Annotated in this window: 25 protein-coding genes; 11 read left to right on the top strand and 14 right to left on the bottom strand. The window is 69.0% G+C overall.

Annotated features, from left to right (window positions below; translation table 11 throughout):
* Window positions 1-15: 15 nt before the first annotated feature.
* Genes AC27L4_RS13785 through AC27L4_RS13770 form a run of 4 tightly spaced genes read left to right on the top strand, consistent with a single transcriptional unit; the run spans window position 16 to window position 3,762 of the window.
* Window positions 16-1,062 carry a succinylglutamate desuccinylase/aspartoacylase family protein gene (locus AC27L4_RS13785; protein ID WP_487142772.1) on the top strand — a complete coding sequence of 349 codons (1,047 nt, stop codon included), beginning with the start codon at window positions 16-18 and terminating at the stop codon, window positions 1,060-1,062.
* Window positions 1,059-2,000 (top strand): threonine ammonia-lyase, encoded by a 942-nt coding sequence (locus tag AC27L4_RS13780; RefSeq protein ID WP_487142770.1) that lies wholly within the window; start codon window positions 1,059-1,061, stop codon window positions 1,998-2,000. Before AC27L4_RS13785 ends, AC27L4_RS13780 begins: the two co-directional genes overlap by 4 nt.
* Window positions 1,997-2,935, top strand: coding sequence for a Gfo/Idh/MocA family protein (locus AC27L4_RS13775; protein WP_487142768.1), 939 nt, complete (start codon window positions 1,997-1,999; stop codon window positions 2,933-2,935). Before AC27L4_RS13780 ends, AC27L4_RS13775 begins: the two co-directional genes overlap by 4 nt.
* Window positions 2,932-3,762, top strand: coding sequence for an amidohydrolase family protein (locus AC27L4_RS13770; protein ID WP_487142767.1), 831 nt, complete (start codon window positions 2,932-2,934; stop codon window positions 3,760-3,762). The genes AC27L4_RS13775 and AC27L4_RS13770 overlap by 4 nt, the downstream gene beginning before the upstream one ends.
* A 139-nt stretch (window positions 3,763-3,901) precedes the next feature.
* Here the strand turns inward: AC27L4_RS13770 and AC27L4_RS13765 are convergent, their stop codons facing one another.
* From AC27L4_RS13765 to AC27L4_RS13745, 5 genes are read right to left on the bottom strand one after another with little or no spacing between them, the layout of a single operon-like run.
* A complete protein-coding gene (locus AC27L4_RS13765) occupies window positions 3,902-4,315 on the bottom strand; it encodes an acyl-CoA thioesterase (protein WP_487142765.1) in 414 nt (137 codons plus the stop codon).
* Window positions 4,312-5,247, bottom strand: coding sequence for a 3,5-dioxohexanoate:acetyl-CoA acetone transferase (gene kce / locus AC27L4_RS13760; RefSeq protein ID WP_487142764.1), 936 nt, complete (start codon window positions 5,245-5,247; stop codon window positions 4,312-4,314). Before kce ends, AC27L4_RS13765 begins: the two co-directional genes overlap by 4 nt.
* Window positions 5,248-5,274: 27 nt before the next feature.
* Window positions 5,275-6,369: an ABC transporter ATP-binding protein gene (locus AC27L4_RS13755; RefSeq protein ID WP_487142763.1), complete on the bottom strand. Its 1,095-nt coding sequence runs from the start codon at window positions 6,367-6,369 to the stop codon at window positions 5,275-5,277.
* The gene (locus tag AC27L4_RS13750) at window positions 6,366-7,091 is read right to left on the bottom strand and encodes a GntR family transcriptional regulator (protein WP_487142761.1); all 726 of its coding nucleotides are present in this window, start codon (window positions 7,089-7,091) and stop codon (window positions 6,366-6,368) included. The genes AC27L4_RS13755 and AC27L4_RS13750 overlap by 4 nt, the downstream gene beginning before the upstream one ends.
* Entirely contained in the window at window positions 7,091-8,485 is a 1,395-nt protein-coding gene (locus AC27L4_RS13745) for an aspartate aminotransferase family protein (RefSeq protein ID WP_487142759.1), read from the bottom strand. Before AC27L4_RS13745 ends, AC27L4_RS13750 begins: the two co-directional genes overlap by 1 nt.
* A 60-nt stretch (window positions 8,486-8,545) precedes the next feature.
* Here AC27L4_RS13745 and AC27L4_RS13740 point away from each other — a divergent pair, with 60 nt between their 5' ends.
* Genes AC27L4_RS13740 through AC27L4_RS13725 form a run of 4 tightly spaced genes read left to right on the top strand, consistent with a single transcriptional unit; the run spans window position 8,546 to window position 12,823 of the window.
* Window positions 8,546-9,595 (top strand): ABC transporter substrate-binding protein, encoded by a 1,050-nt coding sequence (locus AC27L4_RS13740; RefSeq protein WP_487142758.1) that lies wholly within the window; start codon window positions 8,546-8,548, stop codon window positions 9,593-9,595.
* An 8-nt stretch (window positions 9,596-9,603) separates the two neighbouring features.
* The gene (locus tag AC27L4_RS13735) at window positions 9,604-10,842 is read left to right on the top strand and encodes an ABC transporter permease (RefSeq protein WP_487142757.1); all 1,239 of its coding nucleotides are present in this window, start codon (window positions 9,604-9,606) and stop codon (window positions 10,840-10,842) included.
* A complete protein-coding gene (locus tag AC27L4_RS13730) occupies window positions 10,839-11,648 on the top strand; it encodes an ABC transporter permease (RefSeq protein WP_487142756.1) in 810 nt (269 codons plus the stop codon). The genes AC27L4_RS13735 and AC27L4_RS13730 overlap by 4 nt, the downstream gene beginning before the upstream one ends.
* Window positions 11,645-12,823, top strand: coding sequence for an amidohydrolase (locus AC27L4_RS13725; protein ID WP_487142754.1), 1,179 nt, complete (start codon window positions 11,645-11,647; stop codon window positions 12,821-12,823). Before AC27L4_RS13730 ends, AC27L4_RS13725 begins: the two co-directional genes overlap by 4 nt.
* Window positions 12,824-13,078: 255 nt before the next feature.
* Here the strand turns inward: AC27L4_RS13725 and AC27L4_RS13720 are convergent, their stop codons facing one another.
* The 7 genes from AC27L4_RS13720 to AC27L4_RS13690 all read right to left on the bottom strand — a co-directional run bounded on the left by AC27L4_RS13720 (window position 13,079) and on the right by AC27L4_RS13690 (window position 19,955).
* Window positions 13,079-14,137, bottom strand: coding sequence for an aldose epimerase family protein (locus tag AC27L4_RS13720; RefSeq protein WP_487142753.1), 1,059 nt, complete (start codon window positions 14,135-14,137; stop codon window positions 13,079-13,081).
* A gap of 326 nt (window positions 14,138-14,463) precedes the next feature.
* Window positions 14,464-14,841, bottom strand: a complete 378-nt coding sequence (locus AC27L4_RS13715) for a RidA family protein (RefSeq protein ID WP_487142752.1) — start codon at window positions 14,839-14,841, stop codon at window positions 14,464-14,466.
* Between the two features lie 15 nt (window positions 14,842-14,856).
* Window positions 14,857-16,119 carry an NAD(P)/FAD-dependent oxidoreductase gene (locus AC27L4_RS13710; protein WP_487142750.1) on the bottom strand — a complete coding sequence of 421 codons (1,263 nt, stop codon included), beginning with the start codon at window positions 16,117-16,119 and terminating at the stop codon, window positions 14,857-14,859.
* The gene (locus tag AC27L4_RS13705; RefSeq protein WP_487142749.1) at window positions 16,109-16,879 is read right to left on the bottom strand and encodes an amino acid ABC transporter ATP-binding protein; all 771 of its coding nucleotides are present in this window, start codon (window positions 16,877-16,879) and stop codon (window positions 16,109-16,111) included. Before AC27L4_RS13705 ends, AC27L4_RS13710 begins: the two co-directional genes overlap by 11 nt.
* On the bottom strand, window positions 16,879-17,838 hold the full coding sequence (locus AC27L4_RS13700) for an amino acid ABC transporter permease (RefSeq protein ID WP_487142748.1): 960 nt from the start codon (window positions 17,836-17,838) through the stop codon (window positions 16,879-16,881). The genes AC27L4_RS13705 and AC27L4_RS13700 overlap by 1 nt, the downstream gene beginning before the upstream one ends.
* Complete coding sequence (locus AC27L4_RS13695) at window positions 17,835-18,746, bottom strand: ABC transporter substrate-binding protein (RefSeq protein ID WP_487142747.1); 912 nt, start codon at window positions 18,744-18,746, stop codon at window positions 17,835-17,837. Before AC27L4_RS13695 ends, AC27L4_RS13700 begins: the two co-directional genes overlap by 4 nt.
* 276 nt (window positions 18,747-19,022) lie before the next feature.
* Window positions 19,023-19,955 (bottom strand): AEC family transporter, encoded by a 933-nt coding sequence (locus AC27L4_RS13690; RefSeq protein ID WP_487142746.1) that lies wholly within the window; start codon window positions 19,953-19,955, stop codon window positions 19,023-19,025.
* A gap of 161 nt (window positions 19,956-20,116) precedes the next feature.
* Here AC27L4_RS13690 and AC27L4_RS13685 point away from each other — a divergent pair, with 161 nt between their 5' ends.
* Genes AC27L4_RS13685 through AC27L4_RS13675 form a run of 3 tightly spaced genes read left to right on the top strand, consistent with a single transcriptional unit; the run spans window position 20,117 to window position 23,419 of the window.
* Window positions 20,117-20,926: an aspartyl/asparaginyl beta-hydroxylase domain-containing protein gene (locus AC27L4_RS13685; RefSeq protein ID WP_487142745.1), complete on the top strand. Its 810-nt coding sequence runs from the start codon at window positions 20,117-20,119 to the stop codon at window positions 20,924-20,926.
* Window positions 20,910-21,944 carry an NAD-dependent epimerase/dehydratase family protein gene (locus tag AC27L4_RS13680; RefSeq protein ID WP_487142744.1) on the top strand — a complete coding sequence of 345 codons (1,035 nt, stop codon included), beginning with the start codon at window positions 20,910-20,912 and terminating at the stop codon, window positions 21,942-21,944. Before AC27L4_RS13685 ends, AC27L4_RS13680 begins: the two co-directional genes overlap by 17 nt.
* Window positions 21,941-23,419 (top strand): MFS transporter, encoded by a 1,479-nt coding sequence (locus AC27L4_RS13675; RefSeq protein ID WP_487142743.1) that lies wholly within the window; start codon window positions 21,941-21,943, stop codon window positions 23,417-23,419. The genes AC27L4_RS13680 and AC27L4_RS13675 overlap by 4 nt, the downstream gene beginning before the upstream one ends.
* A 93-nt stretch (window positions 23,420-23,512) precedes the next feature.
* Here the strand turns inward: AC27L4_RS13675 and AC27L4_RS13670 are convergent, their stop codons facing one another.
* Window positions 23,513-23,695 (bottom strand): hypothetical protein, encoded by a 183-nt coding sequence (locus tag AC27L4_RS13670; RefSeq protein ID WP_487142742.1) that lies wholly within the window; start codon window positions 23,693-23,695, stop codon window positions 23,513-23,515.
* 62 nt (window positions 23,696-23,757) lie between these two features.
* A complete protein-coding gene (locus tag AC27L4_RS13665; RefSeq protein WP_487142741.1) occupies window positions 23,758-24,654 on the bottom strand; it encodes a hypothetical protein in 897 nt (298 codons plus the stop codon).
* Window positions 24,655-24,656 lie beyond the last annotated feature (2 nt).

Below are 24,656 nucleotides of genomic sequence, written 5' to 3'. Positions count from 1 at the left end.
TTGCGCGGATCCTCGATGCAGACGGACCTCATGCCCTCGCCCCTTCCCGAATACGCCGGAACCGCCTTCACCGACATCGACTTCGATCGGCCGGGCCGGCAGGTCGGCTTCGTGATGTTCCCGCATTCGCCCCACAACGACGCCTGGGGCGTCACCCGCGTGCCGATCGCCGTGATCGCCAACGGACGCGGCCCGACGGTCGTCCTGGAGGGCGGCAACCACGGCGACGAGTACGAGGGGCCGATCGCCATCGCCGAGCTCGCCCGCACCCTCGATCCCGGTACGATCCAGGGGCGGCTCATCCTGATGCCGGCCAACAACGTCCATGCCGTCACCGCGGCCACGCGCACCTCGCCGGTCGACGGGCTCAACTTCAACCGCGTCTTTCCCGGCAACCCGCTCGGCACCATCACCGAGCAGATCGCCGCCTTCGTCGCCGAGCGCATCTTTCCGCTGGGCGACGCCTTCCTCGACCTGCATTCGGGCGGCTCCTCGCTCGACCTGCTGCCGAGCGCCATCATCGAGCCGACGGACGACCCCGACCTGCACCGGCGCAATGTCGCGGCGGTGCAGGCCTTCGACGCGCCCTATACCGTGGTGATCGGCAACCACGGCGATCCGCGCACAGCCACAGCCACGGCCTGCCGGGCCGGGCTGGTGACGGTCGGCACCGAGATGCGCGGCGCCGGGGCGGTCTCGCTCGACGCCCTGGCGATCTGCCGGCGCGGCGTGCGCAACGTCCTCGCCCATCTCGGCGTCATCGAGCCGCCGGCGGCAGAGCCTCGCCGCGGCGATCGGCCGGTGCTGGAGCTGCGCGGCGGGGGCGCCCATGCCTACGCTGCCGCCGACGGCATCTTCGAGCCGTTCCACGCCCATGGCGAGAGGGTGTCGGCCGGCGAAGTCGCCGGGCTGATCCATCGCACCTGGGACCTCGGCGCCGAGCCGGTGCCGGTGCATTACGGCATCGACGGCATCCTGTTCGGCCGGCGCCATCCCGGCCGCGTCGCACCGGGCAATTGCTGCGTCGTGGTGGCGTCGCCCTACGAGGGAGTGGTGGCATGATCACCATCGCCGACATCGAGGCCGCCCGTATCCGCATCGCCCCGCATGTGCGGCGCACTCCAGTGATGGCCGTTGCCTCGGCGCGCGAGCCGTTGCCGGCCGCCGAGGTGGTGCTGAAGCTGGAGCTGCAGCAGGTCACCGGCTCGTTCAAGGCGCGCGGAGCGATGAACCGCTTCCTCGGCGCGCCGGCGAGCGAGGTCGCCGCCGGCATCGTCACCGCCTCGGGCGGCAATCACGGCCTGGCCGTCGCCCGCACCGCCTTCGTCGCCGGCGTGCCGGCCGTCGTCTTCGTGCCGTCCGGCGTCTCGCCGGCCAAGGTCGAAAGGATGCGAAGCTGGAACGCCGACGTGCGCATCGTCGGCGAGGAATGGGCCGTTTCCAATGCGGCGGCGCACGCCCATGCGGCAGAGACCGGCGCGGCCTATTTCCATCCCTTCGCCGATCCCCTCGTGGTTGCCGGCCAGGGCACGCTCGGCCTGGAGCTGCTCGACGAGATCGAGGGTTTCGACACCCTCATCCTCGCCATCGGCGGCGGCGGCCTCGTCTCGGGCGTCGCCACGGCGATCAAGGCGCGCCGGCCGGGGATCCGCATCGTCGGCGTCGAGCCGACCGGCTCGCCGACGCTCAAGGCCAGCCTCGACGCCGGCCATCGCGTTACCCTCGCCGAGCTGACCAGCCGGGTTCCGACCATGTCCTGCCGCGCCACCGACGAGCGCATCTTCAAGATCGTGCGCGATACGGTGGCCGACATCGTGCTGGTTCCGGACGAGGCCATGGTCAGCGCCTCGCGCTGGCTCTGGCACGAGTTCGGCATCGCCGCCGACCTCGCCGGCGCCGCCTCGGTCGCGGCCCTGCGCAGCGGCCATCCGGCCTTGCGCCAGGCGGGCCGCATCTGCGCCGTGGTCTGCGGCGCCGGGCTTGAAGGGACAGTGCCATGAGGCTGATGGTGGCCGGCGCCGGTGCCTTCGGCCGGGAACACCTGACCCGCCTTGCCGGCACGGGCGGCCTCGACCTCGCCGTCGCCGACATCCGGCCGGAGGCGGCCGCCACCGCGGCGGCGCGGTTCGGCCTTGCCGACCATGACGCGGATGCTTCGGCCCTGCTCCGGCGCTTCGCCCCGGACGGCGTCGTCGTCGCCACTCCCGCCGCGGCCCATGCGGAGCTCGCGACCGAGGCGCTCGGGCGCGGCATCCCGGTGCTGGTGGAAAAGCCCGTCGCTCCCACCGCGGCCGAGGCGCTGGCGCTGGCCGAAGCTGCGGCAGCGAGCCGCGCCTTCCTGCTGCCCGGCCATGTCCTGCGCTTCTGCGCCCAGCACCGGACTGCGGCCGACCTCCTCCGCGCCGGTGCGGTCGGTACGCTGGTCGGCGTCGTCTCGCGGCGCTACCGCGACGAAGACCATGCCCGGCGCTATCCCGACATCGATCCCGTGCTGATGACGTTGATCCACGACATCGATCTCGCCCTCTGGTTCGACGGCGGCGAGGCCGTCCGCGCCAGCGCCAGCCGGTTGCCGCGGGCGAGCAGCCGCTCCGTCACCAGCGCACGGCTGGAAAGCTCGACCGGCGCGGTCTGGCACCTCGTCACCGGCTGGATCCATCCGGCCGGGTCGGTGCCGGCCGATCGGGTCGAGCTGGTCGGCACCGAAGGCAGCATCGAGTTCGAGGCCGGCGGCCCGATCCTGGTGCATGGACGGCAGCCGCGGCGCATCGAGCCGCCGGCGGACGACGATCCGCTGCGCAACGAGCTCGACGGCTTTCTGGCCGGCATCCGGGCCGGCCGCTGCCTGGCGCCGGTCACGCCGAGCGATGCGGTGAACGGCCTCGTCGCCGCCGAGATGATCCTTGCCAGCCTGCACGGCGCCGCGACGCCATGACCGGCATCGCCGATGCCCATCTTCATCTCTTCCGCCACGGCTATCGCGCCGGCGCTTCGCCGCCGGGCGAGGCGTCGGAGGTGGACGCCTACGAGGCGCTGCGGATCCGGCACGGCGTCGAGGCCGGCCTGGTGATCGGCTATGAGGCCGACGGCATGGATCCCGCCAACAACGCCTATCTCCGCTCCCTGGCGAAGAGCCGCCCCTGGATGGCGACGCTGGCCTATGTCGACGCGATGCCCGCTCCGGAGCCGGAGCGGATCGAGGCCCTGCTCGATGCCGGCCATCTCGGCCTGGCGGTCTACCTGCCCGACGCCGCGGCCGGGCTCGGGCTCGGTTCCTGGCCGCCGGCGATCTGGGACCGGTTCAACCGCCGCCGCGCCGTCCTGTCGCTGAACGCGCGGCCGGAGGCGACGGCCGTGCTGGAGCCGGTGGTGGCGGCGGCGGCCGGCTGCGCCGTGCTGTTCTCGCATCTCGGCCTGCCCGGCCGCCACGCGACCGTGCCGTCGGCGACAGAGGCGGCGGAGCGGCTGGACCCGCTGCTGCGGCTGGCCCGGCACGGCCATTCAGGCGTCAAGCTCTCAGGCCTCTATGCGGTCGATCCGGCCTACCCGCATGCGGCTGCCGCTCCCTTCGTCGCCCTGCTGCTCGACCGCTTCGGCCCCGGCCGCTGCCATTGGGGCTCGGATTTCAGTCCTGCCCTGGAGCATGTGCCGTTTGCCCGCACCTTTCCCGCCGGTCCTCTGCCGGGGCTGACGCGGGAGGAGCACGCCGGCGTCATGGGCGGCGCGCTGCTGGCGCTCGTCCGGCGGGCAAGGGGCAGCTGAGGCGAAGCCTCGCTCTCCGGCAAGGCGTCAGGCGGTGCCCCGGGAGCGGAGGCTGCGCCGCGGCGTCGACGAAGGGATGACCCCCGGGGGAAGGAGCGACGGCTCGCCGGCCGGAGGACGCGGCAGGCGCGCCTGCGGCTCATGCAGCTGCGACCATGAGGGCTTGCGCGCGGCCTCGCTCCTCCTGATCCAGCGGCCGCTTTGCGCGGGCTTCGAGGTCGAAGCGCACCGTCACCGTACGCATGGTCGCGTGGAGAACGTCATCCAGCGTGCCCCGCAGCTCGTGGACATAGGTGATCGACGAGGTGCCGATCGCCTCCATCCGGCTGGTCACGGTCACCAGCTTTCCGACAGGCGTCTCGTGCTTGTATTCGATCTCCATCCGGACGTCCGCCCAGCCGAGAGACGGGCTCGCATCCCTGCCACCCACCCGCCCGAGAATCTGGAAGCCCGCGTCGTCGAACATCGCGACGTAGTGGCGAACGTTGAGATGGCCCATGGCGTCGCACATCCAGGGATGCACGACGCCCGCGAAGGTGATGACGCCCGTCAAAACGCCACCTCGTTGCCGCCCTTCAGCTGAAGCAGGTCGCGGGTCTCGTCCGGCGAGGCGATCTCGAGCGACAGCTCCGTCAGGATGCGCCTGATCTTCGCCACCTGCTCGGCGTTGCTCCTGGCCAGGGTGCCCTTGCCCAGGTACAGGCTGTCCTCCAGCCCGACGCGCACGTTTCCGCCCATGACGGCGCCCATGGTGCACAGGCCCATCTGATGCTTGCCGGCGGCGAGGACCGACCACAGATAATCCTTGCCGAAGAGCCGGTCCGCGGTCCTGCGCATGTGAAGCATGTCCTCGGGGTCGGCGCCGATGCCGCCGAGCAGGCCGAAGATGGTCTGCACGAAGAGCGGCGGCTTGAGAAGCTTGCGGTCCAGGAAATGGGCCAGCGTATAGAGGTGGCTGACGTCGTAGCATTCGAATTCGAACTTCGTGCCGTAGGCTTGGCCAACCTCGACGATGATGCGTTCGATCTGTTCGAAGGTGTTGGAGACGATGCCTTTCTTGGTATCCTCCAGGTAGCTCTTCTCCCAGTCGAACTTCCAGTCTCGATATTTGGGGACGATGTGGCTGAGCACGAAGTTCATCGACCCCATGTTGAGCGAGCAGAGCTCCGGCTTGGCCGCATGCGCGGCCTCGAGCCGCTCCTCCAGGCTCATCTTCAGGCCGCCGCCGGTGGTGATGTTCATCACCGCGTTGGTCTGCTGTTTGATGCGCGGCAGGAAATCCATGAACAGCCGTGGATCCGGCGACGGCTTGCCCGTCTCCGGATCGCGGGCATGCAGATGGATGACCGACGCACCGGCTTCGGCGGCGCCGACCGCGGCGTCGATGATCTCGTTCGGTGTGACCGGCACATAGGGGCTCATCGTCGGCGTGTGGATCGACCCCGTCACCGCGCAGGTGATGATGACCTTCGAACTCTTTTGCATGCTTCCCCCCAACCTTGTTCGCTTTTGCTATGGATGAAACGCCAGACAGTCGCGCGCACGCCAGCCGATGCGGACCTCGGCTCCGGGTTCCGGCGCGGCGGTGGCGGCGTCATTGGCGATCTTGATGACGAAGGACTGCTCCGATGCGGTCGTCGCGATCAGGCGCAGATGGTCGCCCACATAGATGCGCTGGCGGATCGTCGCCGGCATCACGTTGCCGGCACCGTGGGTGTGCGCAACGAGCGCGACGCGCTCGGGCCTGACCGACAGCACGACCGCATCTCCCGGCGCGCAGCCGGAGGGCGGCGCGACCGCGCGGACGCGTTCGCCGGACCGCTCCAGCGCGACGGTCGCCAGTCCATCGGCGTCCAGCCGGTCGACGGTGCCCGCCAGCCTGTTGTTTTCGCCGATGAAGCCGGCGACGAAGACGGTTTCCGGCCTCTCATAGAGGTCCGACGGCGTCGACAGCTGCTCGACACGGCCCGCATTGAAGACCGCGATCCGGTCCGACATGGTCAGCGCTTCGGTCTGGTCGTGCGTCACATAGACGAAGGTGACGCCGAGCCGCGCATGAATGTCCTTGATCTCGAACTGCATCTGTTCGCGGAGCTGCTTGTCGAGCGCTCCGAGAGGTTCGTCCATCAGCACCAGCCGGGGTTCGAAGATCAGGGCCCGGGCCACGGCGATGCGCTGCTGCTGCCCTCCCGAGAGCTGATCCGGCCGCCGCCCGGCGACGTTCGGCAGGCGCACCATGTCGAGCACGCCGCGTACCTTCCTGGCGATCTCGTCCTTGCTCAGGCCGCGCACCTCGAGCGGAAACGCCAGGTTTTCGGCGACGGTCATGTGCGGGAACAGCGCGTAGTTCTGGAAGACCATGCCGATGCCGCGGCGGTTGGCCGCCACATGATCGACCCGCCGGCCGTCGATGAGGATCTCGCCTTCGGTCGGCTGCTCGAACCCGGCCAGCATCATGAGCGCGGTCGTCTTGCCCGAGCCGGACGGGCCCAGCAGGGTCAGGAACTCTCCGTGCAGGACATCGAGATCGAGCTGCGAGACGGCGCGCACCGTATCCCCGTAGCGCTTGCCGACATTCTGGAAGCGGACATGAACGGGCGGCGTCATTGCGCGGCCGTCCGGGGCGAGGCGCGGCGGCGGGATCGGGGCCTCGGTCCGGGATTCGGGCGCGCCGCGGACGCGGCGCGCAGGATGATGTCCGCGGCATCGCTGAGATCCGCGACCAAGGCTTCGCGCGTGGCCGGCCCGTCGCCGCGGCGCAGGCCGTCTATGATCGCGAGGTGATGATGCAGGCCGAGGCCGAGCGTCCCTTCCGAGCGCACGATGGTCAACCACGGCCCTGCACGCAGCCAGAGCTTCTCGATCACCTGCGAGAGCGTGGGAGACCGCGCGGCGCGATAGATGGCGAAGTGGAAGCTGCGGTTGAGCGCGAAATAGCCGTTGAGGCCGCCGATCACCGTGCTTTCCCCCATGCGCGCGTTGAGCCTGACGAGGGTCTCGATCTCCGCTTGGCTGATTGTGCCCGCCGCCCATTCGGCCGCGGTGCCTTCGATCGTGCGGCGCACCCTGACCAGGTCGGTGATGCTCTCCACCGTGACCTCGGGGACGATCACGCCGCGATTGGGATGGTCGAACAGGGCCTCGTCGCTCACCAATTGGCGAAACGCCTCGCGAACGGGCATGGCACTGGTGTGGAAATGCTCGGCGATCTGCCGCACCACCAGCCGCTGGCCGGGCAGGAATTCGCCGTTCATCAGCGCTTCCTTCAGGCCGGCATGCACGCGCACATGCGCCGTCCCCGCTCCCCCGTCCGGCTGTCGACCGGCCATCAGGCGAACCTGGGCGGCAGGACATGCCGATTGACGGTGAGAAAGTCCTCGAACGCGGCGACGAAACCCTCGAGTTCCGCGTCGCCGAAGGGTAGGGACAGCGCCAGCATGCCGCGCGGCGTGACGTAGAACCCGCGCAGGATCATCTCGACATGCCAGAGCGCGATGCAGGACGGGTCGGCCTGGTCGAGCGGTGCCGGCGTGTTCACCGGTCTCTTGACGAAATGCAGGTTCATCAGCGAGCCGCGGCCCAGAACGATCCCTTCGACCCCGTGGGCTTCGAGCGCCGCATTCATCCGTTCGCGCAGGCGGTCGCCCCGCGCATTGATGGCGCGGCTCGCGTCCTCGGTCAGCACCTGCGTCAGGCCGGCGAAGCCTGCCGCCATGCTCAGGACGTTGTTGTTGAACGTGCCGCCATGGCTGAAGGCGTTGGCCGAGCCGGGGGCGAACCTGTCGATCAGGTCGGCGCGGCCGCCGAAGCCGCCGAAGCTCGCGCCGCCGCCGAGATACTTGCCGAGAGTGACAAGGTCCGGGTTGATGCCGTGCGCGCCGTGCAGGCCGCGGTAGTGCAGGCGCGACGTCATCACTTCGTCGAAGATCAGCAGGGCGCCGGTCTCCCGCGTCGTTTCGCGTAGCGCGGACAGAAACGCCCGGTCCGCCGGAATGCAGCCCCCGCCGCCCATCATGGGCTCCAGGATGACGGCCGCCAGGTCGGCCGCATGCTCCCTGATGAGGGCGACGGTGCCTTCGATGTCGTTGTAGTCGCCGAACATGAAGGGGAAAGGCAGGTTGAGCGGCGAGCCGCCATGCGCGAAGGTCAGGACCCCGCCATGATAGCCCTCCCGGAAAGCCAGGATCTTCGGCTTGCCGGTTATGGCCCGCGCCGCCGAGATCGCCATGATGTTGGCCTCGGTGCCGGAATTGCAGAAGCGCACCCGCTCGATGGCCGGAAAGCGGTCGACGATGGCCTCTGCCAGCCGGGCTTCGTACCGGTTCGGCGCGCCGAGCAGGATGCCGCCGCCGATGACCTCGATCAACGCGTCCGCGATCGTCTTGTCGGAGTGGCCATAGAAACCGGCGGAGTATTCCGAGACCAGGTCCACATAGCTGTGGCCGTCCAGGTCCGTGACCCGGCATCCGCTGCCCGAGACCAGCGCGATCGGAAAGGGCTGGTACCACAGGACCGCCCGGGTGTTGCCGCCCGGCAGCGACGAGGCAGCGGCCTCGTGGCGCGCCAGGCTCTTCGGGTTCGCGTCGGTGAAGCGTTGTCGGGATTCCGCCAGGACGGCGTCGAGACTGGCGTTGCGGCGCGGCGGCATGGCACCCTTGGACATTCGATCAAATCCGATGGGAAAATTCGATATTTTGGATCCTATAGCGATTTCATGTTGCATCTCAAGAGGTTTTGATATTGAAATTTGATCAAATCAATAAAGCTGAAGAGGGGAATGGCAATGACGAGCGTGTTGAGGACGGCCTCCGTGGCGGCCCTGGCCCTGGCTGCCTGCATGTGCGCGGCCCATGCCGCCGACCCGATCACCGTGGTCGGGTGGGGCGGAACCTGGGACAAGGCCTACAAGGATGGCGTGTGGGACAGGTACACCGCGCAGACCGGGGTGCCGATCGTCCAGGAGGAATGGGGCGGGGAGATCGCCAAGGTCCGTGCGCAGGTGCAGGCCGGCAACATCACCTATGACGTCGTCTCGACCGAGGCGCCCGGCATGGAGGTCGGCTGCGCCGAAGGGCTCTTCGTTCCGCTCGCGCCGGACATCACCGGCGACCCTGCCGGCTACCTGCCCGGCACGCTGCATGCGTGCGGCGTTGCGTCCGACACGTGGGCGACGGTCCTCGCCTACAACAAGAATGCCGTGAAGGAGGCGCCGAAGAGCTGGGCCGACTTCTGGAACGTCGAGAAGATCCCGGGCAAGCGCGGCGTCTACGCCCAGGCGCAGTTTACTCTCGAGAACGCGCTGATGGCGGACGGCGTCAAGCCGGAGGACATGTACAAGGTCCTGCGCACGCCCGAGGGCGTCGACCGCGCTTTCGCCATGCTCGACAAGCTGAAGCCCAACATCGTCTGGTGGTCGACCACGACGCAGGGCATCCAGAACCTCGACAGCGGCGAGGTGGTGATGAGCGATGCCTTCAACGCCCGCATCACCAACGAGGCGATCCACGAGAAGAAGCCGTATGAGATCGTCTGGGATGCGGGCTTCTTCTATGGCACCGACTTCTGGGCGGTCGTGAAAGGCGCGCCGCACGAGAAGGAGGCTCTCCAGCTCCTGAAGTGGTTCTCGGTCGCCGAGAACCAGGCCGGCTTCTCCAAGCTCTATGCCTACGGCACCGGCCTCAAGGACGCGGCCGCTCTGGTCCCGGCGGACTGGAAGAACAACCTGCCGACAGCGCCGGAGCACCTGAGCCACGGCATGGCCTACGACAACGATTTCTGGACCGAGAACAAGGAAGCGCTCGAGGAACGGTTCAAGGCCTGGCAAGCCAAGTGAGGCGGCGGATGCCGGCCGATGCCATGCCGGCCGATGCCATGCCGGCGCGGCGCCGCCGGCGGAGCGCGGGATACGCTCTGCTGGCGGTTCCGGCCGTCGTCTTCGCGCTCGTGGTCTTCCTTTGGCCGGTCGGGCGTTTCCTGACGCTCGGCGTCGACAATTCCGAGATCGTCCAAAGCCTGCCCCGGACGGTCGCGGCGCTTGCCGACCGGGGCCGGGGGGCGGACCTTCCCGACGAGCCGGTCTTCGCCGCGCTCGTCGACGACCTGGCCGAGGCCAAGCGCGCCGGGCGGGACGGCGTGCTGGCGCAATTGATCAACCAGCGCATCGTCGGCACGCGCTTTCTCATCATCAAGACGGCAAAGGACGCGGCCGAGGGCCGGTTCGCCACGCACCCGGTCAAGGAGGCGCTGCTGGCCCGCCAGCCCGGGTGGGGCAACACCGCACTCTGGCGCCAGATCGCCAGCCAGCGGCAGGCCTATACGGACTACTACCTGCTGGCGAGCCTGGATTTGCGGCGCGCGGAGGGCGGCGGGATCGAGCCTGCGCCGCCCGACAAGGCGATCTTCCTCGGCGTGCTGCTGCGAACCATCTGGATCAGCGCGGTCGTGACCATGCTTTGCGCCGTGCTCTCCCTGCCGCTGGCGCAGGCGATCGTCAGCGCTCCGCCGGCCTGGTCGCGGGTCATGTTCGCCCTCGTCCTCTTTCCGCTCTGGACATCGCTCCTCGTCCGCACGGTGATCTGGATCATCGTGCTGCAGAAGAACGGGCCGGTGAACGCGACGCTGCTCACCCTGGGGCTGGTGTCCCAGCCTCTCGATCTCGTCTACACCCGCTTCTCGCTCTATGTGGCGATGGTGCAGGTCCTGCTGCCGATGATGGTGCTGTCCGTGGTCTCGATCATGCGCCGGGTGCCGCCGACCTACATGCGGGCGGCGCTGTCGCTGGGGGCTCCCTGGCACACGGCCTGGCGGCGGGTGCAGTTACCGCTTATCCTGCCCGGCATCCTGTCCGGCGCCGCGATCGTGTTCGTCTTCGCGCTCGGATACTATATCACGCCCACCCTCGTCGGAGGCCCCGGCGACCAGATGGTGTCGAGCTACATCGCCTTCTACACCAACAATACGCTGAACTGGGGCATGGGCGCCGCGCTCTCGCTGCAGCTCCTGATGATCCTCGCGCTGTTCGCATTCCTCTATTGGACGGCCGGCGCGCTCTTCCGGTCAAGATCCAGGCGTCCGACATGACGGCCGACCGCATCCGCAGCCGGCTGATGTACGCCTACGCCCTGGCGTTGCTTGCCTTCATCATCGGACCCCTGCTGATCGTCGTGCCGATGTCGCTCACCAGCAGCAACGCGCTGGCCTTCCCGACGCCGGGCTGGTCGCTGCGATGGTATGCGGAACTCTGGATCGACCGTCGCTGGCCGAATGCCCTCTGGAATTCGCTGGTCATCGGCCTGGCCACGACCGCGCTGTCCTGCGGGCTCGGCGTGCCGGCGGCGATCGCGCTGGCATGGGGACGGTTTCCGGGCAAGCGCCTGATCTTCGCCGTCATCGCGGCGCCGCTGGTGGTGCCGGTCATCATCGTCGGGGTGGCCGCCTTTTCGTTCTTCGCCACGATCGGGCTCGTCGGCAGCAAGCTTTCCATCATCTTCACCCATACGGCGATGGCGGTCCCCGTCGTGGTCACCACGGTGGTCGCGAGCCTGTCCACCTTCGATCGGACGCTGGTCCGCGCCGCCGCGTCCCTCGGCGCCGGCCGCGCGCGCATTTTCCGCAAGGTCGTGCTTCCCCTGATCGCGCCGGGCATCGTCACCGGCGCCATCATCGCCTTCATCATCTCCTTCGACGAGGTCGTGGTCGCCAGCTTCCTGTCGACCGGCAGCGAACGCACCCTTCCGCGCATGATCTTCTCGGGCGTGCGTGAATCGATCAGCCCCGCGATCGCGGCGGTCGCGGTGCTGCTGATCATCTTTTCCGCCGTGCTTCTGACGCTGATGGCGGCTTTGCATGTCCGCAGCCAGCGTTTGCGATCGAAGGCAGCCTCATGAAGCTCGTCCCCTCCGTGCAGCAATTCCATGGCGAGATGACCGTCTGGCGCCGCCACCTTCACGCAAATCCGGAACTCGGGTTCGAGGAGCACGAGACGGCCCGCTTCGTCGCGGACAAGCTCCGATCCTGGGGCCTCGACGTCACGGCCGGCATCGGCAGGACCGGCGTCGTCGGCACCTTGCGGGGGCGCCTCGGGTCCGGCGCCGCGATCGGGCTGCGCGCCGACATGGACGCGCTGCCCATGATCGAGGCGCGCAACCTCCCGCACGCTTCGCGCGTGCCGGGGAAGATGCACGGCTGCGGCCACGACGGCCACACCGCGATGCTGCTGGGCGCCGCCGCGGCCCTCTCCCGGTCGCCGGACTTTGCCGGCACCGTGCATTTCATCTTCCAGCCGGCGGAGGAGGGATTGGGCGGCGCCACGGCCATGCTGGAGGACGGGCTTTTCCAGCGGTTTGCGTGCGACGAAGTGTATGCCCTGCACAATGTCGAGCGACCGGTCGGAACCGTCGCGGTGCATCGTCGCGTGGTGGCCGCCGCGGCCGACCGCTTCGAGATCGCCATCAAGGGGCGCGGCGGCCACGCGGCCATGCCCCACCTTGCCATCGATCCCATTCCGATTGCCGCACGCATCCTGCTCGCCATCGAGGCGCTGCCCGGCCGGCTGACGAATGTGCACGAGCCGGCGATCGTCACGACCGGCAGCTTCAAGGCAGGCGACGCATTCAACACCATCCCGGATGTCGCGACGATCACCGGCACGGTCCGAACCTTCTCCGTGCAGGTGCAGCGGCAGATCGAGGCGGCGGTCCGGGCGATCGCCTCGGCCGAAGCCCAGTGTCGCGGCGCCACGGCCGAGATCGTCTATGAGCGGCCTTTCGCGCCGACCGTCAACACGCCCGCGCAGGCGGATATCCTGGCGGATGTGGCCAGACAGGTCGTGGGAGAGGACAATGTCGTCGTCGATCCACCGCCCGAGATGGGGTCGGAAGACTTCTGCTACATGCTCGAACGGCGGCCCGGCTGCTATTTCCTGCTTGGCCAGGCCGACGACGATCACGCCGCGGCGGCGCACGACACCAATTACGATTTCAACGACGCGATCCTGCCGATCGGCGCCAGCATCTGGGTCCGCCTGATCGAGCGACGGCTCGCTGCGGACAAGGGGCGATGAAGCCGGCGTAGAGCGGCCGAAGCGGTCGGCCGGCCTTCGCCTCGAACCACGCCGGAGAACATGCCGACGTCACGGGCGGCGCGCCTCCGACGCCGGGGCGGCGGCTTGGGGCGGCGGCCCGAAGCCGGCCATCCCGGACGCAATGCCGTCGCCGCCGGATCGACGGCGCGTGGACATTGGTCCACCGGCATGCCGATGCGGCCGGGCCGGCGTGACGCGCTCGACCGCGGCCGGGAGAGGCCGGGCTCCCGGGCCTCAGTCCGCCGAGAACTGGATCGCCATCACATGGTTGTAGATGGCCTCGGATTCGAGGCGGGTCGTCGGGAAATGCGAGAAGTTCGGCGAGTCCGGGAATTTCTGCGTCTCGAAGGTCAGGCCGGCATAGGCGCTGTAGGGCTTGTCGCCCTTGCCGATCATGCGCTCGTTGATGTAGCCGCCGGTGTAGACATGAACGCCCGGCTCGGTGGAGTGCAGGACCAGGCGCCGGCCGCTTGCCGGGTCGCGTAGCGTCGCCACCGGCCTGAGGCCGGGGCCGAAGCCGCGCAGCACCCAGTTGTGGTCGTAGCCGCCGCCGACGAGGTCGGCGACGCCGGCATTGGGCACGGCCAGGAGATCGGTGCCGATCGGCTTGGCGCTCCGGAAGTCGAACGGCGTTCCGGCCACGGCGAGGATTTCGCCGGTTGCCAGAAGGGCTTCCCCGACCGGGGTGTAGAAGTCGGCGTCGATCCGCAACTCGTGATCGACGACGCTGCCGGAATCGTGCCCGGCCATGTTCCAGTACGAATGGTGGACCATGTTGAGAATGGTCAGCTCGGTGGTGATTCCCGACATGGCGATGATCAACCGGTCATCATCGGTCAGGGTGTATTTCGCCTTGATGACGAGCTCCCCGGAAAAGCCTTCGTCTCCGGCGCGGGACACATGGGTGAAGGTGACGGAATTGCCGGCATCGTCCGCTACCGCATCCCAGATATACTTGTCGAATCCTTTGCGGCCGCCATGCAGGTGGTTGCCGGCCTCGTTGATGCCGACCTGGAATGCCTTGTCGTCCAGCGTGAACCGCCCCTGCCGGATGCGGTTGCCGTAGCGACCGCAAGTGGCACCGAGATAGTGATCGGTCGTGGCATAGGCGGCCACGTCGTCGAAGCCGAGGACGACGTCCGCCGGCGTGCCGGATTTGTCGGGAACGATCATCGAGGTCAGCCGTGCGCCGAACGTGATCACGCGCGCGGTGAGGCCGTTCCGATTGGTGATGGTGTAGCGATCGACTGCGCGGTCGTCGAGGAAGCCGAAGACGTCTTTCGAGATGGGCATGGTGCGTCCCCCCTATCTGCCTGGATTCAGTGTGGATCGGCGCCCGGACGGCGGCAGGCCGCCTGGTGCGTGGAAGGGGCCCGTCTCATGCCATCCCCTCGTCGCGATCCGACTTCAGGGGCGACTGGCTGAAGACCGCCACCAGGGGATACAGAACGCCGATGCAGGTGAAGATGGCGTTGACGGAGGGGGAACCCGAATCGCATCCGGTTCCGGACATGGGCCGGAAGCGTCGGACCGGCGCCGGCGAGGAAAACACGCACCATGACCTCGCCGGCCATCACGGGCCGCGGCCGAGGCCGGAAACCGCGGCCGCAACCGCTGCGTCAGGCCTTGGCCGCCAGGGCCGTGACCTCCACGCGCATGCCCTCGACCGCAAGGGCCGCGACGCCGACGGCGCAGCGCACGGGGTAGGGCTTCTTGAAGTAGCTGGTGTACACGGCATTGAAGGCCGGGCGGTCGGCCATGTCGGTGAGATAGATCGTCAGGTGCAGCACGCGGTCCATCGAGCTGCCGGCGCGCTCCAGCGCCGTCTTGAGGCTGCGCAGCGTCGCCTCGCTCTGGGCGGTGATGTCGCCGAGCTCGATGGTGCCGTCCTCGAGCGAGGGGATCTGCGTCGAGACGAGCAGGTCGCCGTGGCCGGCGACGTCGGAGGACAGGGAGGCCGGATCGGGATCGGGGATGAAGACGGGCTGGCTGGACATGGAAAAGTCTCCGTTTCAGGTGGATCGGGTCGGGGAGAGGGCCTGCAGCGCTTCCGGGCTGGCCTCGCCGGCCATCATCTCGGCAACCAGGCTGCCGGTGGCCGGGCCGAGGCTGAAGCCGAGCATGTTGTGGCCGGCGGCGATGAAGGTGGCGGTCCGTCCGGGAACGGGGCCGATATAGGGAGCGCCGTCCGGGGTCATCGGCCGCGGGGCCACCCATTGCTGGCTCGCCGTGGTCCAGTCGATGGCGCCGAGATAGGGCTCGGTGGCGGCCCGGATCGCCGCGATGCGGTGCGGGTTGAGGCGGTCATAGCTGCCGTCGAACTCCATGGTGCCGGACAGCCGCAACCTGCCGCCGCCGAGCGGGGTCACGCCCGCATGGGCGTCGACGAAGGCCATGGCCCGCTGCGGCATCGTATCCGGCGCGACGGAGAAGCTGTAGCCCTTCCCCGGCACCAGCGATAGCTTGAGGCCGAGCCGCCCCGCAAGCTCGCGCGACCAGGCGCCCATGGCGATCAGGCACTTGTCGGCCTTGACCTCGCCGGCATCGGTGATGACGCGCACGCCGCCCCGATCCTCGACGACGTCGAGGACCCGCGTCTCCTCCCGCGCCTCGACGCCGCGGCTGCGCAGCGAGGCGATCAGTTCGTCGACCACCACCGAAGGGTTGGCATAGGCCTCCCCCCGCTGCACGAAGCCGAACCGGGCGGCCCGTCCGAGGGCCGGCTCGAAGTCCCTGAGGTCGTCGGGGCCCATCAGCGGGCCGGGCGGCGGACCGAGGCCCCGGGCGGCGAGCATGCCGAGCATGGCATAGTCCTCCTCCGCCGAGGACCGCGCGCCGAAGACGCGCAGGATGCCGCTTTCCGACACGCCCGTGGCGATGCCCGCATCCTTCAACTCGCGATAGAGCCCCTGCGTGCGCCGGTTCAGCACGTCGAGGCGCGCCACGCCGGCCCGGAAGGCCTCGGCGGTGCAGTTGCGGGCGAAGCGCAGGAGGAAGCCGAGATTGCCGGGCAGCGACGACGGCTTCACGAAGAACGGGCTGGTGCGCGAGAACAGGGCGCGCAGCGTGTGCGAGACCACGCCGGGCGCCGCCAGGGGCGTGGACTCCGTCCACACCACCAGGCCGCCATTGCCGCGCGCGGCGCCCGACCCGAGCTGCCGACGCTCGACGATGACCACTTCGGCGCCGCGCAGCATCAGGTAGTGCGCGCTGAACAGGCCGACCAGGCCGCCGCCGAGGATGGCGACGCGCTGGCCGTTGAGACTATCGGACATCGGAATGCTGCTTTCCCAGGAACGCGGCCGTGCGCGGGTCGGAGGGACGGGCGAGGACTTCCTTCGCCGGCCCCTGCTCGATGATGCGGCCGCCGGCGAGCACGACCACCCGGTCGGCGACGTCGCGCGCGAATCCCATTTCGTGGGTGACGACCAGCATGGTCATGCCGGTATCGGCGAGGCGGCGCATCACGCCCAGCACCTCGCCGACGAGCTGCGGGTCGAGCGCCGAGGTCGGCTCGTCGAACAGGATCAGCTTGGGCTTCATGGCCAGGGCCCGGGCGATCGCCACGCGCTGCTGCTGGCCGCCGGAGAGCTGCCGGGGATAGCTCGTCCCCCGGCCCGCGAGGCCCACCGTTTCCAGCAGGGCCTCGGCCTCGGCCCGGGCCTCCCGCTTCGGCACGCCGAGCACGCGCTGCGGACCGAGCATGATGTTCTCGGCCGCGGTGAGATGGGCGAACAGGTTGAAGTTCTGGAAGACCATGGCCGTCTGGCGCCGGGCGGCGCAGAGCGGGCCCTCCTTGAGCTCGTACAGCTTGCCGCCGCGCTCCTCATAGCCGACGAGGACGCCGTCCACGTAGATGCGGCCCGCGTCGATGCGTTCGAGACGGTTGATGCAGCGCAGGAAGGTCGACTTGCCGGAGCCGGAGGGCCCGAGCAGGCAGATGACCTCGCCCTTCTCCACGGAAAGGGAGATGTCGTTCAGGACGGTGACGGACCCGAACGTCTTGTGCACATGGTCGGCGCGCAGCAGGGGCATCAGTGGGCTCCCGCGTCGTGGGGCCCGCGTCGTCCGTCGCCGAGCAGCATGGCGAGGAACCGGCTGCGAGCCGACTGGCTCCGCCGGGCGCCGCGCTCGAAGGCGCGCTCGAGATAGCCCTGGGCGATGGTCGCGACGGTGGTCATGATCAGGTACCAGATGCTGGCCACGATCAGGAGTTCGATCGTCAGGAAGTTCATGGCGTAGATCTGCTGGACCGAGGTCAGCAGCTCCTGCGCGGAGATCACCGAGACGAGCGACGTGCTCTTCAGCATGCCGATGAACTCGTTGCCGGTCGGCGGGATGATGGTGCGGACGGCCTGGGGCAGGATCACGTAGCGCATCGCCTGGGCATGGGTCAGGCCGATGGAGGTCGCGGCCTCGGACTGGCCGCGGTCGATGGAGATGATGCCGGAGCGAACGATCTCCGACATGTAGGCCGCCTCGTTCAGCCCGAGCGCGACCACGGCCGCCACCATCGGCGTGATCACGGCATTGGTCGAGACCTCGAAGCCGATGCCCGTGCCCGGGATGCCGAGCGCGATCGTCGGGAAGACCAGGCTGACGTTGAACCAGAAGATGATCTGGATCAGGGCGGGCGTGCCGCGGAACAGCCAGATATAGGCGCCGGCCACGGCCTTGAGCACCGGGTTCGGCGACATGGACATCGTCGCCAGGAGGACGCCGCCGACGATGCCGATCGACTGGGCGACGATGGTCAGGACGATGGTCAGCCACAGGCCGTTCAGCACGCTGGCGGCGGTGAAGTAGCTGGCGACCGCCGACCACTCGATGTGCGGGGAGGCGGCGAAGGCACGGACCACGAGCGCGACCAGCACCAGGCAGACCGCGCCCGAAATCCACCGCCCGGGATACCGGGCGGGGATGGCGTTGATCGGGAGAACCGGCGCGTCGGGGGCCGACCCCGGCGTCCGGCTCGGCGCGGGGGCCGCCGTCATTCCATCGAGCCCTTCTCGCCGCCTCCGTTGATGGCTGCGGCGGGGATGGCCATGTCGGAGACGCCGTACTTCTTCAGGATGGCGGCATAGGTGCCGTCGGCCATCACGTCGCCGAGGGCGGCGGCGATGGCTTCGGTCAACGGCCGGTTGGGCTTGGCGACGACGAAGCCGTAGACCGCCTTCGACGTCTGGAAGTCCGGCAGCACGTTGCGGTAGACGGTGCGGCCCTTCTCGGTCGAGGCTTCGTAGCCGGCCGAGATGGAATCCATGGCATAGGCGTCGATGCGCTGGCTGCGCACCGCCAGGAGCCCGGCATTGTCCTCCGGGAAGAGGCTCGGCGCAGGCGTCGCCTTGCCTTCGGCGGAGCACTTCGTGGCCAGGAGGCCGACCATGCGCGAGGCGTCGGTGCCCTTGGAGGCGCCCAGCCGCTTGCCGCACAGGTCCTTGTTGGCCTTGTAGTCGGTGGTGTCGGCCTTGGCGACGACCACGGAGACGCCGGTGGCCATGTAGTCGACGAAGTCGGCCTGCTTCTGCCGTTCGACGAAGTCGCCGACCGAGGCGGCGATCACCTCGAAGCGGCCGCTGTTCAGGGCGGGGATGAGGCCGTCCCAGTTCATGTTGACGAAGTCGGTCTTCAGCCCGAGGCGGGCGGCGACGGCGTTGATGAGATCGACGTCGACGCCGGTCAGCGTCTTGCCGTCCTCCTCGAAGAACTCCATCGGCGCGTAGGGCAGGTTGGTGCCGACCCGCAGCACGCCGCTCTTGCGGATGGCCTCGGGCACCTTGCCCGCTGCTTCCGCATTGACCGCGGCCTCGGCCGCCGAAGCCGTACCGGCACCGAGGCACAGCCCGCCGGCGATCATCGCCGCCAGCGCAAGGCCGCGGCCGTCGATCCTGAATTTCCGCATCCATTCCTCCCTGGATTGCCGATCGTTCGTGACGCGTTCCGCTCCGGCCCGCCTTCCGTCTGCGACGGGAGGGGAGCGCTGGTCGCACCGACGTCCGGGCACAGCCGGACCGTCACCGAGCTTCCGATCATCGTCTGTTTGTCTGATTTTATAGTCGACTGTAAAAATTCTGCAAGCCCCTCCGGACGAGCCGTGCGGCTCCGGGAGCCAGGAGGGAGGAGCTGTCGTCGGGCGCGCGGCGGACTGCGGGGGAGCGTCCCGCTGCCGCGACCGTCTTCACGATGCCAGCGCAAGATATCCGGTGACTGTCAGGATCGAAGCGATCGTGGACAGGAGCACGACATCGGAGGTGACTTTCGCCTCGCGCCGGTAGAACTCGGCCAGCATGAACGGGCCTGTTCCGGTCGGCAGAGCCGCGAGGAGCACGGCGGTGTTGGCCAAGGCCGGCGGCAAGGCGAGGGCCCAGGCCAGGACCCAGGTGACGAGCGGATGCAGGACGAGCTTGGAGCCGACGAGTTGTACCGTCGACCCGAGGTCCCCCGCCGCGGCCTCCCGCTTCTCGGCCAGGAACAGCCCGAGGGCCACCAGCGCGCAGGGCGAGGCGGCACCGCCGAGCAGCCTGAGGAAAGTCTCGGCGGGCGCCGGCAGGCCGAGGCCGGCGAGCGGGACCAGCGCGCCGAGGGCCGGCGCCACCAGCAGCGGGTTGCGCAGCAGCGACCCTCCGACCTTGCCGGCCAGCCGCGCCGGATGCTTCTCGGTCTGCAGCGCGGTCTCGATCAGGACGATGGCGGCCGCGAAGAGGGGGCAGACCGTGATGATCGCCGCGATCAGCGTCGGCGCCATCGCCTCGCGCCCGACCGCCTCGAGCACCAGCGGAAAGCCCAGGAAGCCGGTGTTGGCGTAGCCGGCATTGAGGCCGTCGATGGCGGCGTCGGCCAGGTGCCGCGGAGGGCGCGCGCGCAAGGCGACCGTGGCGCAGAAGACCAGCGCCGTGCCCAGGCCGAAGACGGCGATGAAGCGGGGCTGCCAGATCTCGGCCCAGCGCGCATGGGCGACGATGTCGAACAGGAGCGCGGGCAGGGCGAGGTAGACGACGAACCGGTTGAGCTCCGTCGTCGCGTGGCTGCCGAGGATGCCGCACCGGCGGACGGCCCAGCCTGCAAGGATCAGCGCGAAGACCGGGAGGACGACGAAGAGGGGCGAAAGCAAGGGAGGCGGCCTGGTCGAAGGGACGATGCGCGTGTCCTTACCGGGCTCGTTCGAGATAATCCAATGCAGGCTGGAGTCACGGCGGGATTGACAGAGGTGGGGCCGCATGGCCCACAGTCCTCGACTGCGGGCGGCAGCGACGGGGACGAAGCAGGGATCACGTGCAGCAAGGCCATCCCGCCCTGACCGAGACGCTGGATACTGTCGTCGCAGACGCCCGCGCGGCCTATGGCGCCGCAGCAGTGGAGCGGCTTGCCGCATTCGTCGGCAATTTCACCGGTGACCGCCGTTTGACCTCCACCGGCAGCACGCAGCGTGACGGTAAGCCGAGCCGCTTGTGGTTCCCGGGGCTGACGGCAAAGCCCTGGCACGATCCCGCCGACCACCGATGGGTGCGGGATCTGGAAGCGCAGTTTCCGACCGTCCGCCGGGAAATCGAGGCCGGCCGGGCGGTCCAAGGCCGATTCGAGCAGCCTCCGGACCTGATCGCCAATCAGGACTTCCACTATCGCGGCTGGGTCAACATCGTGTTCGAGCGGGCCGGCTACAGGAACGAAAACGGATTCTTCGAGCGTTATCCGGAAAACATCGCCCGCTTCCCCGGGACATTCGGGGCCTTCGCCCCGGTCCCGACGGTCGGCGAGACGCGGATCGCGATCCTTGAGCCCGGCGGCTATCTCAAGCCCCACTACAGCGTCTTCAATGCCCAGCTGGTGTGTCACATGGGCGTGGATGTCCCGTCCGACTGCGGCATCCGGGTGGAAGGCACCACCAGGGTTTGGCAGCCGGGCAAGGTGTTGATGTTCGACGACACCTTCCTGCACGAGGCCTGGAACCGCGGCGATCGCCACCGCGTCATCCTGCTGTTCACCGTCTGGCATCCGGACCTGACGCCGGTGGAGATCGCCGGCATCCGCGCCGTTCTCGAAGCCTCGTTTCTCGATCGCCGGCGCCATGCCGTCGCAAGCTGAGCCCGGCGGCCGCGCCCGCCGCGCCCTGGTGATCGGCGGCACGGGCCAGATCGGCAAGGCCGTCGTCGCAGCCCTGATTGCGGCAGGCTGGCACGTCACCGCGGTGCAGCGCGGCAGCACCGCCGCGACCCGGCCCATGCCGGACGCCGGCGTGCACTATCTCGACCTCGACCGGCGTGACACGGCGTCCCTGCTGCGAGCGCTCGGTCCCGGAGCCGACGTCGTGATCGACACGATCGCGATGGACGGCGCCGATGCCGCCCAGCTGGTCGCCATGGGAGCGGACGCCGGACGGATCGTCGCGATTTCCAGCGCTGCGATCTATGCGGACGCGGCGGGGGTCTCGTTGGTCCAGAGCAGCGCGCCGCGGCCCGCGCTCGTCCCGGTGGACCATCCAACCGTCGCACCCGGCGACGGCACCTATGCTGCACGCAAGGCGATGCTGGAAGCGGTGCTGCGCGCCGGCCTCGACGGCAAGCTCACGCTGCTTCGTGCCGGGGCCTTGTATGGAGTCGGCTCCCCCGAGCCCCGGGAATGGTGGCTGGTGCGTCGCCTGCTGGACGGGCGCACGCGGATACCATTGGCCTTCAACGGCGACAGCCGCCTCCACGTCTGCGCCACCGTCAACCTCGCGGCTCTCATCGTGGCGGCACTGGACGTCCGCGGGACGCACGTTCTCAATGCCGGAGACGAGGCTGCGCCGCGCGTGCTCGATCTCTGCCGGAACCTGGCGGACGCCATGGAGCGCCGCGTGACCTGGCAACGCCTGGCGGGGCCCCCCAGAGGCCAGGTCGGCCGCACGCCCTGGTCGGTGGCGCAGGACCTCGTGCTCGACATGGCGCCGGCCGCAGCCCTCGGCTACAGGCCGGTCGTCGATCACGCCTGCTCCGCCGTGGCACTGGCGTCCGATCTCACCGCGCGGCGAACGGCCCTCGCCGGCGCGGCGCGAGGGTGGTCGAGCGCGCGCTGGTTCGACTACGAGGCGGAGGACCGCATGGCAACGGATCGGCGCGCATGACCGGCGGGGGGAACGGCGCAGGCATCGCCGGAGCCGTGGACGACGTCACGCCGCTCTCGCGCCGGGGGCTGTTTGCAGCACTCCTTCTCGCCAGCGCCGGCTTCATGGAGTTGAAGGATACCAACGCGCTCGTCATTGCCTTGCCGGCGCTCGGCGCCAGCCTCGGGGTGCCGAACACCGCCCTGTCGCTCACCATAACATCCTATGTGGTCACGCTGGTGGTGTGCATGCCGCTGAGCGCCCTGTTCGCCGATCGGTTCGGGGCTCGCCGGGTGTTCGAGATCGCGGTGGCGGTGTTCGTCCTGGGCTCCGTCGTCTGCGCGCTCAGCGGCGGCCTTGCGCAACTGGTGGCAGGGCGCGTCCTTCAGGGCGTCGGCGGCTCGATGATGACGCCCGTGGGCCGGCTCATTCTCGTGCGCAGCTTTCCCCGCTCCGAGCTGGTCGGCCTGATGGCCTGGTTCGGCGTACCCATGCTGCTGGGGCCGCTGACGAGCCCGCTGATCGGAGGCGTCCTGGTCAGCCTCGCCGACTGGCCGTGGATCTTCTGGATCAACGTGCCGCTCGGTCTCGCCATCCTGACGCTGGTCCGGCGAGCCGTGCCCGAGGTGCCGGTGCTGCCGCCGCGCGCCTTCGACAAGCGGGGCTGGGTCCTGCTGTCCGCCGGCCTCGTCGCCCTGATGGGCGGTCTGGAACGGCTCGGCCATGGGGTGGCGGGCCCCTGGGGCGACCTGGTTCTGCCGGTGGCCGGCATCGGCCTTCTGACCGCCTACGCGTTTCATGCCCGCCGCGACCCGGAAGCACTGATCGACTTTTCGTTGCTGGGCGAGGTCACGTTCCGCACCGCCCTGGCCGCCGGCTTTTTCCTGCGCCTCGGCGCCACAATGCTGGCGTTCTCGATCCCGCTGCTGCTCCAGGAGATCTACGGCTATTCCGCGATGGTGACGGGCTTGATCGCGGCGACGCAGGTGCTCGGCTCGCTGGCGAGCCGGACGGTGGTCAATCGCCTGGTGCAGCGCTTCGGCCTGCTTGCCCTGCTTGTCACGACCACGATCGTGTCGGCCATGGCGGCCGGAGCTGTCGTGCTGGTCGGCGCCACGCCTGCCTGGCTGTGGATGCTGGTGGCCGTGCTCTTCATCGGCGGCGTCGCCCGCGCGCTCAACGGCGTGGGACTGAATACGCTGACCTATGCCCGCGTCGGCGATGCCCATGCGGCGCGGGGGTCGAGCTTTGCCGGGACGGTGCAGCAAACGGCGGTCGCGGCGGGCGTTGCGCTTGCCGCCCTGGTTCTCGGAACCGGCGCCGACGGCAGCGCCTTCGACGAGACGATCATGCTCGCTGCCGGCTTGCTGCTGATGCCCTGCCTGATCTACCTGCCGCTGCTGCCGCCGGCGCCGGTTCTCGGCGCCCTCAGGATGGTGCTGCACCGTGGCGGCCAACCGCATCATCACGTCCATCATGACCATTTCGAGCCCTGACGTCCGCGCTTGCCGGGCATGAAACGAGCCCCGGCGAGACGCCGGGGCTCGTCGCAAGCCGCCCTCGGGCACCCTGATCGATGCGTCGATGCGTTACTTGCGCGCCGTGGTGTCGCGGGCAGTGGCCAGGCCGGTCTCGGCAATACGGGTCGGCTCGTCGCAGCCAAAGCCGAGAACGCGGCCGGCCTGGCTGGTCTTCACCATGGCCGGGCTGGAACTGGCCAGCGTGACCGTCTCCTCGAGCTTGACGAACTTGATCTTGCCGTCGGTCTTCATGCTTCACCTCCTCTGTCGATCGGGGCCATTCCGTGCGGGCGGTCGGAAAATCCGCCGCCCTGTCACGCCGCGCCTTGCCCCTGACGCAGGTCCTCGCATCGGATCCATGCGGACGCGACGATACTTCTGACATAGGCGCTGCCATCCTGCATCGCCGACGCGAAGCTCTCCTCCGCGACCTCGGGCCGATGCTCGATCAGGGCTTGCCACGCCAAGGCGCGGACCGCCTCGGACGGATTGCTCCTGCCGATGGCGGCCACCGCCCGGACGACACGGGCATCGCCCGACAGGACGGAGGCGACGAACAGCGAGCGGTGCCAGTTCGCTGCGTTCACTTGGCCCTTGATAGTGCGGGCGGCGAGATCGAAATCGAACTGACGCCGCGGCTTGCCCTCCCTGCGCAAGATGAGGTTCACCGACACCGACAGCGCGTCCGGCGGGTACTGGACGTGCAAATCCCGGCTGGCCCGGTAGAACATCACCTTGCCCCTGGGCAGCATCGCGCTCTCCAGGAAACGGATGGCGACCCGCTCGCCGGGCGTGCCCGTCACCGCGTCGGGGTCATACTCGTAGATATCCGTGCGATAGCCGGGGCCGTGGTAGCCGCAGGTGTAGAAGTCGAAATTATGGTCGTGCGCCTCGTCATAGGAGAAGAGCGAGGGGGCGATCCGTTCTTCCACCGGCAGCCAGACCACCGCGCGGACGGTGAACCGCTTGTCCCTGTGCACCACGAATGTCGGCGGCTTGTAGGTGTTCCCGGACTGGAACTCCGCCAACGACGTCAACTCGCCGGCAAGGAAATCCGGAACCAGCCGAGGATTGGAACAGGCGGCCTGGAGCGCCTCCGCCACGACCGGCTGAACGTCGGGGTCGCCGAGGCGCGGCGTGCCTTCGCAGAAGGCGACGAACTCTTCCAGGGTGAGGACGCGGTCCGTCGCGCAATCGAATGTGATCGCCATGG

Source organism: Labrys sp. Lb11, assembly GCF_057554225.1.
This window is presented reverse-complemented; position numbering and strand designations above follow the sequence as displayed.